The organism is Butyricimonas paravirosa, assembly GCF_032878955.1.
In the GTDB taxonomy this organism is placed as follows: domain Bacteria; phylum Bacteroidota; class Bacteroidia; order Bacteroidales; family Marinifilaceae; genus Butyricimonas; species Butyricimonas paravirosa.
Map to the genome: position 1 here is coordinate 5,323,972 of NZ_CP043839.1, position 17,626 is coordinate 5,341,597.

Below are 17,626 nucleotides of genomic sequence, written 5' to 3' on the forward strand. Positions count from 1 at the left end.
GGCATAACTATTGTCATTTAGTTGTCGTAAAATTTGAAATATAATTAAATTAAAAATATAGAGTTATGTCAACAGGAAAGATTGGAGTTTCAACAGGGAATTTGTTCCCGATTATCAAGAAATTTTTATACTCGGATCACGAGATCTTTTTGAGAGAGATTGTTTCGAATGCGGTGGATGCTTCTCAGAAAATGAAAGTATTGGCTTCGAACGGGGAGTTTAAAGGTGAACTTGGTGAGTTGAAGGTAAGGGTGAAAGCTGACAAAGCGGCAGGGACGCTGACGGTATCGGATAACGGTATCGGTATGACGCAAGAGGAAGTGGAGAAGTATATCAACCAGATCGCTTTTTCCGGTGCGGAGGAGTTCATGAACAAATATAAGGATAACGCTGCTGCTATTATCGGGCATTTCGGGTTAGGTTTCTACTCTTCGTTCATGGTGAGTGATCGGGTGGAGATCGTAACGAAATCTTATAAAGAGGGGGCGAAGGCTGTAAAATGGTCATGCGAGGGAAATCCGGAATACACGTTGGAAGAGACGGAAAAAGCCGAGAGAGGTACGGATATTATCATGTATATCAGCGAGGAAGAGAAGGATTTCTTGGAAGATGCTAAGGTGAATGAGTTGCTGACCAAGTATTGCAAGTTCTTGCCGATAGAGATTATTTCAGGAAAGAAGAAAGAGTGGAAGGACGGGGAATACAAAGATACGACGGAAGATAACGTGATCAATGATACGAATCCGGCATGGACCCGTAAACCGGCTGATCTGACGGAGGAAGATTACGAGAAATTCTATCGTGAATTATACCCGATGGCTCAAGATCCGTTGTTCCATATTCACTTGAACGTGGATTATCCTTTTAACCTGACAGGTATATTGTATTTCCCGAAGATCGACAACAAGTTCGAGATTCAGAAGAATAAGATCCAATTATATAGTAATCAAGTGTACGTGACGGATTCCGTGGAAGGAATTGTGCCGGAGTACTTGACATTGTTGCATGGTGTGATCGATTCTCCGGATATTCCGTTGAACGTGTCCCGTTCTTATTTACAGAGCGATCGTAACGTGAAGAAGATTTCAAGTCACATCACGAAGAAGGTGGCTGACAGTTTGAATGATATTTTCACGAATAAGCGGGAAGACTACGAGAAGAAGTGGGATGATTTGAAGATTTTCATCCAATATGGAATGTTGACGGATGAAAAATTCGCCGAGAGAGCCAAGAGTATCTTTTTGTTCAAGAATACGGAAGGGAAATACTTCACGTATGAAGAGTACGAGAACTTGATCAAAGCTAACCAGACGGATAAAGATAATAAGGTGGTGTTCCTGTATGCCACGGATGCTAAAGAGCAATACACGTATATCGAGACTGCCAAGGGTAAGGGATATGATGTGTTGTTGATGGATGGTCAGTTGGATACACACTTTATCAACCATTTGGAACAAAAGAATTCCGATCACCGTTTTGTACGGGTGGATTCGGATGTTATCGACAAGTTGATCCCGAAGGAAGAGACGAAAGAGATTGCTTTGAGTCACGAGGAACAAGAGGAATTGCGTGCCGTATTTACTTCCCAGTTACCGAAGGAAGAAGGAATGTTTATGGTTAATTTTGAGGCGATGGGTGAGAATGGTGATCCGGTGATCGTGACACGTTCTGAGTTCATGCGTCGTATGAAAGAGATGGCTGCCATGAATCCGGGAATGGGATTCTACGGGGCAATGGGCGATCAGTACACTTTGGTGGTGAACACGGATCATAAGTTGGTGAACGCAATCCTGGAAAACGAGAAAAAGGAAATGAGTGCCCAGTTGGAGCCGATTAATTTCGAGATCAAGGAGACTGAAAAGAAACAGGCAGAGCTGGACGAGTTGAATAAGGGTAAGAAAGACGAAGAGATTCCTCAAGTGGATAAAGATCGAAAGAGTGAATACAACAAGACGATTGCCGATCTGAACAAGCAGAAGAACTCGTTATTGGAGGAATATGGAAAAGGTAATAAGGTTGTTGGTCAGTTGATTGATTTGGCCTTATTGGCGAACGGACTGCTGAAAGGCGAGGCGCTGAATAAGTTTGTAAAGCGAAGTGTTGAACTGATTAAATAAAAAATTAAGCCGGACAAGTCGTCCGGCTTAATTTTTTCAAAAATAATCACTACTTTCGTTGACGAATTTCGTATAAATTAAAAAATAGAAGTTATGCAGATTATCTATACTTCCGGAAATTACAAAAGGACCATCGTCAAATCGATCGTAGCGATTGTTTTGGGTCTTGTACTTGTGCTGTGGCCAACTGAAGTGTTAAATTACACGGTAAAAATTATCGGTGCCGTATTTTGTGTTACCGGGATTATCTCCTTTCTGGTCTCTATGCGGGATCAGGATGAGCGTTCGGCCAGGGGACTGACTTCTTTTAACGGTATCGGAAGCATTATTTTGGGTATTCTGTTGTGGTCGATGGCTGATTTTTTCACCAATATGTTGATGTATTTGTTGGGATTTATCTTGATTGTTGCGGGGATTGGTCAGTTGGTGATGTTGACTTCTGCGAGGAAATTCGGGCATATCGCTCCGTTGAGTTACGTGTATCCGGTAATTATTTTGTTGGCCGGATTGATTGTTTTTGCTAATCCGTTCTCGGCGAAAGAAGGAATTATAACTTTCTTTGGTGCTGTTACGATATTTTATGGGATAACGGATTTGATTAATCATTATAAGGTTAATCAGTTGCGTAAAGAGACACATGAGGCCGAACAACAGCAGAAGATGGGAGGCGGAGAGATTGAGGATGCGGAGTATGAAGAAATAGAATAAATGAAGATTTTAAATTTTAGATTTTAAAACAGGATAGGTGCGTGTGATAGAAAAGGTTTAAGAAAAGAAATAGATAAAATGGTGTATATTATTAACAAGGAGGATTCGGTTTATAATCGTTTTTTAGCAGAACTTAGAGATAAAGAGATTCAAAAAGATCCGTTGCGTTTTCGCCGGAATTTAGAACGGGTTGGTGAGGTGATGGCTTACGAGATCAGTAAGACGTTTCATTATTCAACGCAGCAAGTACAGACACCGATTAACGTGGCTGATGTCAGATTGGCAGACGAAGAGGTGGTGGTGGCATCCGTGTTGCGTGCAGGATTACCTTTTCATCAAGGTTTTTTGAATTATTTCGATCGTTCCGGGAGTGCTTTTATTTCGGCAAGAAGAAAATATAAGGAAAATCATATTGATTTTGAAATTCGTTTCGATTCTATTTACACGCCAAGTTTGGAAGGAAAACAGTTATTGCTGGTAGATCCGATGTTAGCCACGGGAGGTTCAATCGTGGTGGCTTATCACGAGTTATTGAAACAGGGTGGAAGGCCCGCACACACGCATATTGCGGCTATTGTTTCCAGTCGTCAAGGTATAGAAAAACTTACAGAGGCTTTGAAAGATGAGCCGGTAACGATCTGGACGGGGGCATTGGATGAGCATCTGACCGAGAGTTGTTATATTGATCCCGGAATTGGTGATGCCGGAGATTTGGCTTTCGGGGAAAAGCTGTAAGAGTAAGATTTTGTGATTGGCGATTAAATGATTTTGTGATTACAAAGAGTATTGGATGGTAGGAGGGAATCACGGAATCTAAAAAGATAAAAACTAAAAGATAAAAACTGAAAGTTAGGAGAAAAGCATTATCTTTGGCGGTATGGAAATGAACAAATATTTGATAGCAGCCTTGTATGTTGTCGCCGGATGCGTGGCAACCCTGCCGATAAATGTGCGTGGGGGGAATGTATCTGTTAGGACAGATTGCTATCGTTTGTTGGTTTCTTCTACCGAGAAGGTTATCACGGTTTCTACCGAGAAAAGATCCACGGAGGATTTCGATTATGGTGATTTCTACAATCAGAGTCACGCGGAAACCGTGGATGCCGTAAAAGTTTATACTACTTACTCGTCTGTCGTTCTACCGGGTTGGAAAGTCCCGGAAATTGCAGCAAATCCCATCCGGGCTCCCGGGAAAATGGAATGATTTCGGATTTATGATTTTAGATTTACGATCCTACTAATTTCTTGATTTGTGATTTTAGATTAGGTGATTTCTACCTACTAGCTAGTGTTTTTCTGAATCGTAAATCGTAATTCATAAATCATAAATTAATTTGTTTTCATTTTTCAATTATATAAAACTATGGGATTTAACGATATATTAAAAAGTCTTTTTGGTAACAAGTCTGATCGTGACTTGAAAGAATTATTGCCGATCGCGTCAAAAGTAAATGCAGAGTGGGAAAAGATTAAAGGCGTGAGCCATGATGAGTTGAGACAGATTTCAGCTGATCTGAAAGCAAAGATTCATGCCCACGTGAAGGCAGAAGAGGATGAAATTGCTTCTTTGAAAGCAAAAGTAGAGAATGAGAAACCTTCGATCGAGGAAAGAGAGGAAATTTATAACCGAATTGATAAGCTGGAAGAACAGATTAACACGAAGTTAGAGGATGTTCTAAATGAAATATTGCCTTTGGCGTTTGCCGTGATGAAAGATACGGCAAGACGTTTCAAAGAAAATAAAGAGATCGTCGTGAAGGCTAACGATTTTGATCGTGATTTGGCCGTAACGAAAGATTTCGTGGAGATTGACGGTGAGGATGCCGTTTACTTCAACTCTTGGTTGGCCGGAGGTAACGAGGTTACCTGGGACATGGTTCACTATGACGTGCAGTTGATAGGTGGTTCCGTGTTACACCAAGGTAAGATTGCCGAGATGGCTACCGGTGAAGGTAAAACGTTGGTGGCTACCTTGCCTGTATTCTTGAATGCCTTGACTGGTCGCGGAGTACACGTGGTTACGGTCAATGATTATCTGGCAAAACGTGACTCCGAGTGGATGGGACCTCTTTATATGTTTCACGGGTTGTCGGTAGATTGTATTGACAAGACGGAGCCGAATTCCCCGGAGAGACGGAAAGCTTATCAGGCAGATATTACTTTCGGAACGAACAATGAATTCGGTTTCGACTATTTGAGAGATAACATGGCTATTCACCCGGAAGACCTGGTACAACGCAAACATCATTATGCGATTGTCGATGAGGTTGACTCCGTGTTGATCGATGATGCCCGTACCCCGTTGATTATTTCGGGTCCGGTTCCGAAGGGGGACATTCAGATGTTTGACGAGTACAAACCTCGTGTGGAGAAGTTGGTGCGTATGCAGCGTGAGTTGGTTGCCCGGATTTTCACGGAAGCTAAAACGTTGTTGGCTAGCGGTGATCGGAAACAAGAGGAACAGGGGGCTATATTGTTGTTGAGAGCATATAAGGGATTACCCAAATATAAGCCATTGATCAAGTTCTTGAGTGAACAAGGAAACAAGGCTACCTTGGTGAAAACCGAGAATGTTTATATGCAGGAGAATAACCGTCGTATGCCGGAGATTACGGATGAACTTTATTTCGTGATTGATGAGAAACAGAACTCTATCGATTTGACGGATAAAGGACATGATACGATTACGGCTGCGGGTGAAGATCCGAACTTCTTTATCTTGCCGGATGTGGGTTCTGAATTGGCAGAGATCGATAAGATGAACCTGACGGAGGAAGAGAAACTGGAGAAAAAAGATCAGATGGTGCAAAGTTATGCCGCCAAATCTGAGCGTGTACACACGGTGAACCAGTTGTTGAAAGCATACACGTTGTTCGAATTGGATGTTGAATACGTGGTTATCGACAACAAGGTGAAGATTGTGGACGAGCAGACGGGGCGTATCATGGAAGGACGTCGTTATTCAGACGGTTTGCACCAAGCTATTGAAGCGAAGGAAAACGTGAAAGTAGAGGCTGCCACGCAGACATTTGCCACGATCACCTTACAGAACTATTTCCGTATGTACCATAAGTTAGCCGGTATGACCGGTACGGCAGAGACGGAAGCGGGTGAGTTCTGGGATATTTACAAACTGGACGTTGTGGTTATCCCGACAAACAAACCGGTGATCCGAAAGGATGCTAATGATTACGTGTACAAGACAAAACGTGAAAAATATAACGCGGTGATCGAGGAGATTACCCGATTGGTTGGAGAAGGCCGCCCGGTGTTGGTGGGTACGACTTCCGTCGAGGTTTCCGAGTTGTTGAGCCGTATGTTGAAATTGCGGGGTATTAAGCATAACGTGTTGAATGCGAAATTGCATCAACGGGAGGCTGATATTGTTGCAGAGGCCGGTAAATCACAGGTGGTTACGATTGCTACGAATATGGCCGGTCGTGGTACTGACATCAAGTTAAGTCCGGAGGTACGTGCCGCGGGTGGTTTGGCCATTATCGGTACGGAACGTCACGATTCTCGTCGTGTAGACCGTCAGTTGAGAGGTCGTGCCGGACGTCAGGGTGACCCGGGTTCTTCTCAGTTCTTCGTGTCATTGGAAGATGATCTGATGCGTTTGTTCAGTTCCGAGAGAATCATTCGGGTGATGGACCGTTTGGGACATGAGGAAGGTGACGTTATTCAACATTCCATGATTACCAAATCTATCGAGCGTGCGCAACGTAAGGTGGAGGAAAATAACTTCGGTATTCGTAAGCGTTTGTTGGAATATGACGACGTGATGAACTCTCAACGTGAGGTGATCTACAAGAAGAGACGCCATGCGTTACTGGGAGAGAGAATCGGTGTGGATATTGCCAACAATATGTATGATGTTTGCGAGACATTGGTGGAAGAACACAAGGAGGCTAATGATTTAGAAGGTTTCCGTATGGATGTGTTGAAATATCTTGCCGTAGACTTTGATATAAAAGAGGAGGATTTCCAGAAGACTTCTGCCGACAATTTGACGGAGAGACTGTACAAAGAAGTACGGGATACATTCAGTCGTAAGACGGAGACTATCGCTAAACAGGCGTTCCCGGTGATCAAGAATGTTTTCGAGCAGAGAGGAGAAATGTTCAAGAATATCGTGGTACCGTTTACCGATGGGAAACGGGCTTACAATGTCGTGGCTAATCTTGAGAAGACGTATAAATCTGAAGGTGAGGAGTTGATCCGTGCTTACGAGAAGTCTATCATGTTGGCTCATATCGATGACGCGTGGAAAGAGCATTTGCGTGAAATGGATGATTTGAAACAATCCGTGCAGAATGCAACTTACGAGCAGAAAGACCCGTTATTGATCTATAAGTTCGAGTCATTCAACTTATTCAAGAGTATGGTGGACAAAATCAACAAGAATGTCGTGTCTACTTTGATGAAGGGACAAATTCCTTTTGAGGCTCCTGAAGAAGTGAAACAGGCTGAAGAGAAACGAACCGATTTAAGTAAGATGCGTACGGGACGTAGTGATGCTCCTGCCGCTCAGACCAATCAAGCTCCCCGTAAAACCGAGCCCGTGAAAGTGGGCCCCAAGGTAGGACGTAATGATCCGTGTCCTTGCGGAAGTGGTAAGAAATACAAGAATTGCCACGGGAAGGGGGAAGAATAGAATAATTTTAGATTTTAGATTTTAAATTTTAGATTGGGTTTTACAAGATAAAATTTGACTTCAAAATCTAAAGTAATTAATAATTGTAGGTTTTGGATTATTGCATGATAATTTAAAATCTACAATTTAAAATTTAAAATTATGACATTGGTTTCATTATTTATCAATTGGGATGTTAGTCCCGAATTAATTAGTTTAGGTGGTTTCTCGATTCGTTATTACGGGTTATTATTCGCCTTGGCTTTCGTGTGCGGGTATAAGGTAGAGGAGAAGATGTTCAAGTCGGAAGGGTTAAGCCAGCAGTGGTTGGATAAGTTGTGGATATACGTGGCGGTTGCCACGGTGATCGGGGCCCGGTTGGGACATTGTTTCTTTTATGATTGGGCATATTATAGCGCTCATCCGTTTGAAATTATTCTACCGGTTCGGTTTCAACCGGAATTCCGTTTTACGGGATACCAAGGGTTGGCCAGCCACGGGGCTGCAATCGGTATTATTGCCGGGTTGTGGTACTATTCCAAGAAGGTAAGTAGGAAATCAATATTTTGGATTCTGGATCGTGCCGTAATTCCAATCGCATTGGCCGGTTTCTTTATCCGGATGGGAAATCTGATGAACTCGGAGATTGTCGGCTTACCGACAGAGCTACCTTGGGGATTCCGTTTTGTACATTCCGGGATGCCTGATCCGATGACTCCCCGTCATCCTGCACAGTTGTACGAGGCGATTTGTTATTTGATCAGTTTTGCTGTTTTAATGCATTTGTATTGGAAGACGAAAGCGAAAGATCGTCAGGGCTTTCTTTTTGGAATGTTTTTGGTACTGATCTTTACCGCTCGTTTTGTGATCGAGTTTGTGAAAGAGAACCAAGAAGAATTTGAAAACGCCATGACCTTGAATATGGGGCAATGGTTGAGTATTCCGTTTGTGCTGATCGGGATTTACATGATCTGGAGAAGCGGGAAAAAGATAAAAGTTAAAAACTAAAAGATGAAAGAATCTGTAACTTGTAACCAATCAACCTGCAACTCGCCGGAGGCGAACTCTTATAATCCGGAATTTATGAAGGAGGCAATTCGTATTGCCGTGGAGAACGTGGAGAAGGGGACGGGAGGACCGTTCGGGGCGGTAGTTGTGCGGGATGGTAAGATTATCGCAACTTCCGGGAATACGGTTGTTCCGGATAATGATCCCACGGCTCATGCGGAAGTGAATGCTATTCGCAAGGCTTGTAAGCAACTTGATTCTTTCCAGTTGAAGGGGTGTGAAATTTATTCCAGTTGTGAACCGTGTCCCATGTGTTTAGGGGCGATTTACTGGGCGAGACCGGAACGGGTGTATTATGCCTGTACGAAGGAGGATGCCGCTGTCGGTGGATTTGATGATTCTTTTATCTATAAAGAGATCGTGTTGGATGGGCCTATGCGTTGTATCCCTTTTGAGAACAAACGGGAAGAGGGTGCGGGAGAGGAATTCAGGCTTTGGCAGACAACCAATAATAAAACGAGATATTAGAAAAGGGAGTCAATTTTTTTGACTCCCTTTTTCTAATATCTTCTCTTTTTCGTGTTCTAAATGAAATTGTTATTCCGTTTAAATTTGTTATATTTGTGAATGACAACGTGGTAGGTCGTGTGTAGGATTTAATTACTCAACCTAAATTTAGAACTATGGAAAAGAAATTAGACTTTGGTAGCGTGTTATCGCAAGGTTTTTTGGTGGGAATGAAAAATCTGCCTTCTCTTTTGGGAGCAATTGTATTATGGCTTTTAACGATCTGGATTCCTTACGTGAATGTGGGAACCACGATAGCTATCATGACGATCCCCATTAAATTCAGTAAAGGTGAGATTTTTTCCCCTCTCTGTATTTTCGAGAAACAATATTATCGTTATATGGGTGAGTTCTTTTTGACTTGTGGGTGGTACACGGCAGGGGTGTTGATGGCCATGGTTTTTCTTGTTGTACCCGGTATCGTGTTGGGGATTATTTGGAGTCAAGCCCTTTATCTTGTACTGGACAAGGGGGTGAATCCGGCCAAAGCCTTATCATTGAGTAATAAAATGACTTATGGCAACAAATGGATCATTTTTGCCGTGATGTTTGTTGTTTATATAGCCTTTTTAGTAGCTTCCTTGTTATTGACTTGGATTCCGTTTATCGGGGTTATTATTGCATTTTGTTTGATGGTTATTTATATGGCCATGATATTGGGTTGTTCCGGAATGATGTATGGTAAATTGTTGGAAAATCTGACAGAAGAAGATCTTAAATAAGATCACGTAAATATTGAAAAAGACGCCGTGTCCACAAGGTTGCGGCGTCTTTTTTTTGTTTGTTGGTTGCGAATTTTCTCTTTTTTTATTAAATTTGTAAACATCAAGTATTTATTTCCTATATAAATATTCGAAACCCTGACTTCCGGGGACTTGTTTGGGCGATATCCGTTTGTCGTTTTTGTTTAATCTAAGATAAGGAGAAAATGTGAAGGAGAAAGATGTATTGAATTTTTCGTGTATAGAGTTGGTGAGTTTATTTGAGCGGGAGTTTCCGGCGATCATGCAAGGTGCAAGCCTTAGTAAGGATTGGAAAGAGTTTGAACAATTTCTGAAGGGGTACGTGCGTGCCGCTTTGACAAAATATTCTACTTCTTCGTCTATAAAACGATTTTTCCGGATGTTTATGAACGAGACCCGGCATATTCGTGATTTTTCCACGGGGGAGAAGATTCGTTATGAACCGATTAAATGGTTATGGCAAGCTTTACGGGGAGAGGGGGATGGCATACATCCGGATTTTTTGTTGGATTGGTATTATCTATTTAAGAAATACCAGACAGATGAAGTCGTTTTACCGGAGCGGGTGCAATGTGACCAATGGCGGGGACGTTGGAAAACCGGGATGGATGAGGATGTAACTCAAGAGCGACGGGAGAACCGGGAGCGGATACGTGGTTTGTTGATTGGGAAAATAGAGAAGAGAGATAAGTTGAATACCCGTTATCGTTTTGAAGAGGGAATGAGCATGGAGAGAAAACGGGAGTTGGTGGGTGAATGGTGGGGGGATTATAAATTTCATCTCGCTTTAGCCGTCCGGGAACCGGATGAGTTGAATCTGTTCATGGGTGACACGTTATCGCCGGAGTTAATGGAGCTTTTACACCGGGCGAAACAGAAAGGAATCCCGTTTTTCGTGACACCCTATTATCTTTCCTTGTTGAGCGTTCGGACGGATGGGTACGATGATTCCACGATTCGGAGTTACGTGATCTATTCCGAGGAGCTGGTGGAGAATTTTGGGCGGATCCGGGCGTGGGAGAAAGAGGATGTGGTGGAACCGGGAAAACCGAATGCTGCCGGGTGGTTGTTGCCCAATGCCACGAATATTCATCGTCGTTATCCCGAAGTGGCTATTTTCATCCCGGATTCGATGGGACGGGCTTGTGGGCTGTGCGCTTTATGCCAGCGTATGTACGACTTTCAGAAAGGACATTTGAATTTTAACTTGGATCGGCTGAAACCGACAGACGGGTGGGAAGTCAAGATGGAGCGCTTGATGATGTATTACGAGCATGATTCTCAATTGCGGGATATTTTGATTACGGGAGGGGATGCACTGATGAGTCAAAACCAGACGTTGGAAAAAATCTTGGATGCTGTTTTCCGTATGGCCGTGCGCAAGCGAGAATTGAACAAGCGACGTGGGAAAGGAGAAAAATATGCCGAGATTCAACGGGTGAGATTGGGTTCGAGGTTGTTGGCTTATTTACCCAGTCGTGTAAATGACGGGTTGATCGAGGTGTTGAAAAGATTCCGGGAGAAGGCGGAACAGGTCGGGATTCAGCAATTTTTCATACAGACTCATTTCGAGTCGCCTTTGGAAGTGACCGAGGAGGTGATTCAGGCTACCCGGTGCTTGCTGGAGGCCGGATGGATTATCACCAATCAGGCCGTGTTCACGGTGGCGGCTTCACGTCGGGGACATACGGCGAGGTTGAGAGAGGTACTGAATCGAATCGGTATTCTGACGTATTACACTTTTTCCGTGAAGGGATTCGAGGAGAATTATGCCTTGTTTGTCCCGAATAGTCGTTCGCTACAAGAGATGTTGGAGGAAAAAGTGTACGGGGATTTGCCCGTGGAGCTGGAAAAGGAGGTCTTGGAATTGTTGGAATACCCGGAAAGGATTCCCGCTGAATTACCGGATTTGTTGGACAAATACCGGCAACCGTTTCTGGCCACGGATCGAAACGTGATGAACCTGCCCGGAATCGGGAAGAGCATGACGTACCAGACGGTCGGGATGACAAAGGAGGGGAAGCGTATTTTACGTTTTTCTCTGGACGCGGGACGACGGCATAGCCCTCAAGTGGATCACGAGGGGGAGATTTATATCGTGGAAAGCAAGTCGATCGCGGCTTATTTACGCCAATTGCAAGCGTTGGGTGAACGTGTGGAGGATTACAGTTCGTTGTGGGATTATGCTGAAGGGCGCACGGAATCCCGTTTTGCCCTTTTTGAATATCCGGAACCGAGAATTGAAATCACGGGGGATTTCACGAATCTGGAAATTGATTCGTGATCAGGCGTCCCCGTTAGTTTCGAGTAATCCCAGTGTCCCCGACGCGTTCTGCCCGTTTGCGCTGACAGCGAAACCGTACACGACTAGTTGATTCACGTCCCAGTCTTCCGGTAACGGCCATTCTTCTTCCCCGCTTGTGCCTCTAGTTCCGAGTTCCACGAGCCGGCTTTTCTTTTCTTCCCGTTCGTGAATTACACCCATCAAGCGGTCTTCCTTTGCCATGAAAGGCATTAATGGTTGTTGTTTCCACCGGAAGGTGACCAGCCGTTTTTCCTTGTCCACTTCTGCCTCGATGAGGGGTAAGCGTAACCCGCCACCGGAGAGCGAGAGTGTCAACAGGTCCACGGTGGGATTTTCCACGTCATCCGCGTTCACTTTGTGAATATTGTCACGGGTGAAGCAGTTGGCGCATATCTTGCCGGAGGGGGAACAATACCCCACGGATAGGATTTTGAGGAAACGGCGACGCAATTTCGTGATCAGGCTAAGTCTGGCACGTTGTTTCAATTGTTCCGGGGTTTTTGCGTCCTTCACGAAACCCGGTTTTCCTCTCGCGATTTGAGTTTTACCCACTTTGTAGGAGGTTACGTTGCCGACGGAACCGGAGATGTCTTGAAATATGGTCGGTTTAAAGATTGCCATGATATTCGTGTTTTAAGATTTGGAAATAGAGAAATACATGCAGGGGGAGTAACGTTTCCCGTCTTGGGCAGCGAAAAAGCAATATAAATGGGCTGTTGTCCATGTTCCTTCCGGGACGGGTACGATGGCTTTTCCATCTGATCGGCAGAATCCCGTGTCATCCAGCACGACGGGTTGATAGGGTTCGTTGTCAAAGATGGCGACAACGGTCAGTTGGTCGGTCGCTTGTGCGGTGACGGTTGACGTGTTATCCAGCCACTCCAGTTCCAGTTTGTTTGCGTGAATGGCCGTGGCTTTCATCCCGAAAGGTAATTGCAGGCTACCATCCGACAGGACTAGCCGGGGGTAATCGATGTAGTCATTCGGGCCGAACATATTCATGTTTGCGTGAAGGAACCAGTGGTAGCCGGAGCGTCGTTCCTCTTCCCGAGCCACGAGCGCGTACACTTTTTCCAGCATGCTTCCTCGTGTGGCACGATACATGGTCTGGGCTCCGGGGAGCTTTGAACGTTGTGTCGTTTGTCCTTCCGAACGCGGGTTGCTGATGGTGTCTGCCAATTTTCGGGCATACGTTTTGTTTCCTACCGAGTAAGTCACGTATCCCCCGATTTTCCCGGAGGCTCCTTGTAATACCGAATCGTTTAATGTTGCCATGTATTTTCTGATTTTGTTGACCTTTCGGTCGTGTTTATGAGTCAGTCTCCTATTTTGAGACTAAAATAATGCTATATAGGAGTTTTCAAATGTAGATAGATTACTTTAAAAAAACAAATTAATTGCAATATTTAATTTTGATTGTAGGAGGGGGATAGGGCCGGAATGGGAGCGGCTCGCAATTTGGTAAGAATATGTTAGTGATAATGTCACATTTTGTGACATTAATTTGCATTTATGTATTTGAGGGCCTAGGGTGAATTTTTATACTACAAGCCGTTCACGAGTTTGTAACCTCGAGCAAATTCGTTTTGGATGGCGATGCTTTTATCCGCTTTCAGTTTTTTATTCAGCAGGCAGACGTATCTGGTGAGGGCTTTTTCCTTGTCTGTGGTATAGACACCCCAGAGCGTTTCGCACATTTCCACGGTGGGAATCACCTCGTTGATCCGCAGGCAGAATAGCCATAAGATGTTTGATTCCATACTTTTCAACTCTTCTCGTTTGCCGGAGATGGTGAGCAGTCGGTTGTTTTTGTTGAAGGTGGTGTCGGGAGAGATGCGGAAAAGGCCTTGTTCTTTTTCCGTGTTCAATCGTTTGGTTCTGGCGATAGCCTTGTCCAAGCGAGCTTTCACGTCGTCCACGCTACAACCTTTCACGAGATAATCGTCGGCTCCCTCGTACAGGGCATGGTTGTGATTGACGGAACTGAGAATCACGATCGGGACCTGATCCCCTTTTTCCCGTACGAGGCGAATCAGTTCGTGGCCGTCTTTTCCCGGTAGGTCCATGTCAAGTAACAGGAGATCCCAAGCTCCGGTTTCGTATAGTTGCCACGCCTTGTTCCCCTCTTTGGCAAGGGTTACCGTGTACCCGGCTTCTTCAAGGATTTCCGTGTATATCATGGCGGCCGTGGTATTGTCCTCGGCATAGAGTATATTTATTTTTTCTTCCATTTGCGTAAGTATATCGTGAATGTACATCCTTTTCCCGGCGGGCTGTCCACCGTGATTTTTCCCTTGTGGGCTTTGATGACGTTGTAGACGTATGTCAAGCCTAAACCGTATCCTTTTTTATTGGTAGAGTCTTTGTTTGCCTGATAATATTTGTTGAAAATATATTTTTGTTGCTTTTTGGGAATACCGGGACCGTTGTCCCTTATTTCTATAACGAAGGTTCCTCTTTTTTGGTAACAGATTACGGTGATCTGTGGCGTTTCTCCGCTGTATTTCACGGCATTATCCAAGAGATTTTGAAGAGCGCCGAGTAGGTAGAAATGTGATGCATAAACAGTTTCGGATTCAACGAGATAGCGCAAGTTTAACTGGATATTTTTTTGTCCGTGGTTGGCGAGGTATTGTTTCTCGAATAACGAGAGTATCTCGTTTTTCAGGTTAAATTCGTCCCGGGTGATGTTCAAGTGGGCGAGCCCGCTTAACGTTTTAAGCAATTGCTGAGAGCTTGTTTTCAGTCGGTTGGCTTCTTCTTGGATGAGCCGGATTTTCGCACGTCCCTTTTCGTCATCCTCGGGGATGGATTTCTTTTCTACAAGTTCAGACAGGGTGACGATACTTGCAAGAGGGGTCTTCCAGTCATGCACGACTTGTTTAATCATTTCTTCTTGAAGGCGGGATAGATGTTGTTGGGCGTGGGAGAGGTATTGTAAACCTAGAACAAGTAGTAGTGTCAGCGCGACAATGGCGAGGATGTCTTGCCATGATTCCTCTAAAAAGAAGGAGATTGGAAAATTGTAATAAATGGCCAAGGATTCGTGGGAAAGATTATTTATCGGGAAGTTTTTTCCTCGTGTTATGTCGGGCGTGCGTGTTTTGTGATGCTGGAACCGGACTATGATTTGATTTGTGCTGTCTAATTGTGCGATGGTGAAATGAACGGCATCGGGTGCTTGGGGGCGTAATATGCTGTCTAATGACGAGAAAAGATGGGTTCGTTCTTGAACGGAGTCCGTTTGTAATATTTCTATGTATGGGGGAATAACTGATTCGATAATAGAATCCATGTGAATTTGCCAGCGTGTCTTGACGGTTTCGTATAATTTAATACCGGAGAATAATTGATTGATCCACAATAAAATGAATATCGTGAACGTGATATAACCTATTATTCTTAAATCGTGTTTCATTCACTTTCCTTTTACCATTTCAACATGCACGTTTGTTGAATGGTTGCCGTCACATAGACGAGACGAAATTACGTATTTAGAATTGATTTTACAAGGAGTTGTGGTTGAGCGATATGTCGGGAGCGAAATTTTACAATAGTTTTACAATAATTCGGGGAGGTTTCCTAGGAGGGAGTTCGTTATGTTTGTAATGGTAAAATAAATCATGAATCAACTAATACTTAAATCATATGATAACTTTAGAAAATATTAATAAAACGTTTTACACGAGCGAAGTGGAGACACGGGCATTGGAAGATATTAATTTGACGGTGGAGAAAGGTGAGTTTGTGGCTATCATGGGACCTTCGGGGTGTGGAAAGAGTACGATGTTGAATATTATGGGGTTGTTGGATAAGCCAACGAGTGGTTGGGTGATTATTGATGATGTCCGGGCAGATTCTTTGTATGATCGGGATATGGCGAGGATTCGTAACCAGAAACTAGGATTTATTTTCCAGAGTTTCCATTTGATCCCATCGTTGAACGTGTTGGATAACGTGTTGCTGCCGATGTTGTATCGCCGGGGAAGTTCTGCATCGGCCAATAAGAAAAGGGCACTGGAATTAATTGAAAAGGTCGGGTTGACTCATCGCTTGAAACATTTCCCCTCGCAGTTGTCCGGGGGACAATGCCAACGGGTGGCGATAGCGAGGGCGTTGATCGGGCAGCCGAAAGTGATTCTGGCGGACGAGCCGACGGGAAATTTGGATAGTAAGATGGGAACGGAGATCATGGATTTACTCGTACAATTGAACCGGGAGGGGACGACAATCGTGATGGTGACGCATGATGAGAGATTGGCGGAGGAAACCGGACGGATCATTCGTTTGTTTGACGGAAAGTTAGTGTTATGAATCGATGGAAAAATTATATAATTCCAGCGTTTTACCATATCCGGCACAACCTGTCGTTTGCAATTTTTTACGTGTTGGGTACGGCGTTGGCGTTCGTGTTTATCGCGATCGTGTTGCAACTCGTTTATTCTGTTGTTGGTAACGAGCCGCCGATGGTGAATGCGGACCGGATTGTTTGTGTTGATGAATTTTTAGATCCACAAGGTAACCCTTTATATAAAATTTCTGCCAAGGAAGTAAGTGGTTTTATGGAGGAAATACAGGGATATGATTTGTATGCAGTCAGCCACACTGAGATTGCGGATGTTTTTGGTGAGCATACATTTATTACTCGCCCGGTAAATTACGTGAATGCAGATTATTGGAATGTTTTTCAGTTTGAATTTCAAGAAGGGCGTGCGTTTTCACGGCAAGAATTCGATAAGAAACAACCCGTTGCCGTGATAGATAAAAGTATGGCAGATATTTTATTCAAGGAAGAGAGTGCCGTGGGCAAAAAAATAGAGTGTCAAAAGGTCGTTTACACAATCACAGGGGTGGTGAAAGATGTTTCTATTTTTACAACGGGAATATCCGGGAAGTTCTGGTTGTCGGATAAGTATAATACATTTACACCTAGCGGGGATCGTTTTTATGAGATTTATGTTTTGTTCCCGGATGAGATGCCTGTGATTGCTGCAAAGCAGGGCATCGTACGTGTGGTGAAGAATTATTATTCTCGTCAAGGGGAGGAAGTAGATGTTTCCGCGGAAACGTTGTACACGATGAGAGAGAGTTTGATTCGCCGAGTGGGAGTCCGCTTGTTGGCATATGGGGTACCTGTTGTGCTTTTGCTCCTTTTGGTTATTCCGGCGATTAATATCATGACATTGAACGTGGCGAATTCGAATAAACAATCCGAGGAAATTGCAATAAGAAGAGCGATAGGGGCTCCTCGTTCGGCCCTTTTCTTTCAGATGATGACGGAGAATCTGATTCTTGTGGTTGTTGGGGTGTTCTTTGGATTATTGTTGTTTTTTCCGATGGTTTACTGGATCGAGGAGGTGTGTGTTAATGGCGTGACGGGCGGTACGGATTCTTTGGTTACGGATATTAATTCCTTGGTTATACTGGGTGGAATTTTCCCTCTAATGCTTGTATTTACACTGCTGACGGGCGGTTGTTCCGCTTGCTTGGCTGTGAGGAAAAATATGGCGGTGGTACTGAAAGGAGGTGCTGAATGATCGGGCAC

15 protein-coding genes are annotated in these 17,626 nt (G+C 44.0%); 11 read left to right on the forward strand and 4 right to left on the reverse strand.

The window, feature by feature from the left end; translation table 11 throughout:
* Window positions 1-65: 65 nt before the first annotated feature.
* The 9 genes from htpG (at window position 66) to F1644_RS21435 (ending at window position 12,060) form a co-directional block, all read left to right on the forward strand.
* On the forward strand, window positions 66-2,117 hold the full coding sequence (gene htpG, locus F1644_RS21395) for a molecular chaperone HtpG (protein WP_118305019.1): 2,052 nt from the start codon (window positions 66-68) through the stop codon (window positions 2,115-2,117).
* A 93-nt stretch (window positions 2,118-2,210) separates the two neighbouring features.
* Entirely contained in the window at window positions 2,211-2,825 is a 615-nt protein-coding gene (locus tag F1644_RS21400; protein ID WP_118305018.1) for an HdeD family acid-resistance protein, read from the forward strand.
* A gap of 78 nt (window positions 2,826-2,903) precedes the next feature.
* Window positions 2,904-3,560, forward strand: coding sequence for a uracil phosphoribosyltransferase (gene upp, locus F1644_RS21405; protein ID WP_087419914.1), 657 nt, complete (start codon window positions 2,904-2,906; stop codon window positions 3,558-3,560).
* Window positions 3,561-3,702: 142 nt separating this feature from the next.
* Complete coding sequence (locus F1644_RS21410) at window positions 3,703-4,029, forward strand: hypothetical protein (RefSeq protein ID WP_087419915.1); 327 nt, start codon at window positions 3,703-3,705, stop codon at window positions 4,027-4,029.
* 159 nt (window positions 4,030-4,188) lie between these two features.
* Window positions 4,189-7,479, forward strand: a complete 3,291-nt coding sequence (secA, locus tag F1644_RS21415) for a preprotein translocase subunit SecA (protein WP_118305017.1) — start codon at window positions 4,189-4,191, stop codon at window positions 7,477-7,479.
* A gap of 141 nt (window positions 7,480-7,620) precedes the next feature.
* Complete coding sequence (gene lgt, locus F1644_RS21420; RefSeq protein ID WP_209279537.1) at window positions 7,621-8,466, forward strand: prolipoprotein diacylglyceryl transferase; 846 nt, start codon at window positions 7,621-7,623, stop codon at window positions 8,464-8,466.
* A gap of 3 nt (window positions 8,467-8,469) precedes the next feature.
* Complete coding sequence (locus tag F1644_RS21425; protein ID WP_148333141.1) at window positions 8,470-8,994, forward strand: nucleoside deaminase; 525 nt, start codon at window positions 8,470-8,472, stop codon at window positions 8,992-8,994.
* A gap of 155 nt (window positions 8,995-9,149) precedes the next feature.
* Complete coding sequence (locus tag F1644_RS21430) at window positions 9,150-9,755, forward strand: hypothetical protein (RefSeq protein ID WP_087419918.1); 606 nt, start codon at window positions 9,150-9,152, stop codon at window positions 9,753-9,755.
* A 208-nt stretch (window positions 9,756-9,963) separates the two neighbouring features.
* Entirely contained in the window at window positions 9,964-12,060 is a 2,097-nt protein-coding gene (locus F1644_RS21435) for a KamA family radical SAM protein (protein ID WP_118305016.1), read from the forward strand.
* Here F1644_RS21435 and F1644_RS21440 read toward each other — a convergent pair whose 3' ends face one another.
* The 4 genes from F1644_RS21440 to F1644_RS21455 form a co-directional block, all read right to left on the reverse strand.
* Window positions 12,061-12,702, reverse strand: a complete 642-nt coding sequence (locus tag F1644_RS21440) for a DUF6266 family protein (RefSeq protein WP_118305015.1) — start codon at window positions 12,700-12,702, stop codon at window positions 12,061-12,063. It abuts the gene before it with no gap.
* Between the two features lie 12 nt (window positions 12,703-12,714).
* Entirely contained in the window at window positions 12,715-13,356 is a 642-nt protein-coding gene (locus F1644_RS21445; protein WP_118305014.1) for a DUF6266 family protein, read from the reverse strand.
* Between the two features lie 269 nt (window positions 13,357-13,625).
* Window positions 13,626-14,312, reverse strand: a complete 687-nt coding sequence (locus F1644_RS21450; protein WP_158571811.1) for a response regulator transcription factor — start codon at window positions 14,310-14,312, stop codon at window positions 13,626-13,628.
* The gene (locus F1644_RS21455) at window positions 14,297-15,499 is read right to left on the reverse strand and encodes a sensor histidine kinase (RefSeq protein WP_118305012.1); all 1,203 of its coding nucleotides are present in this window, start codon (window positions 15,497-15,499) and stop codon (window positions 14,297-14,299) included. The genes F1644_RS21450 and F1644_RS21455 overlap by 16 nt, the downstream gene beginning before the upstream one ends.
* Window positions 15,500-15,729: 230 nt before the next feature.
* Between F1644_RS21455 and F1644_RS21460 the strand changes: the two genes are divergently transcribed.
* Together F1644_RS21460 and F1644_RS21465 are read left to right on the forward strand one after the other, a co-directional pair.
* Entirely contained in the window at window positions 15,730-16,395 is a 666-nt protein-coding gene (locus F1644_RS21460; RefSeq protein ID WP_087419924.1) for an ABC transporter ATP-binding protein, read from the forward strand.
* Window positions 16,392-17,618, forward strand: a complete 1,227-nt coding sequence (locus tag F1644_RS21465; protein WP_087419925.1) for an ABC transporter permease — start codon at window positions 16,392-16,394, stop codon at window positions 17,616-17,618. Before F1644_RS21460 ends, F1644_RS21465 begins: the two co-directional genes overlap by 4 nt.
* Window positions 17,619-17,626: the final 8 nt, after the last annotated feature.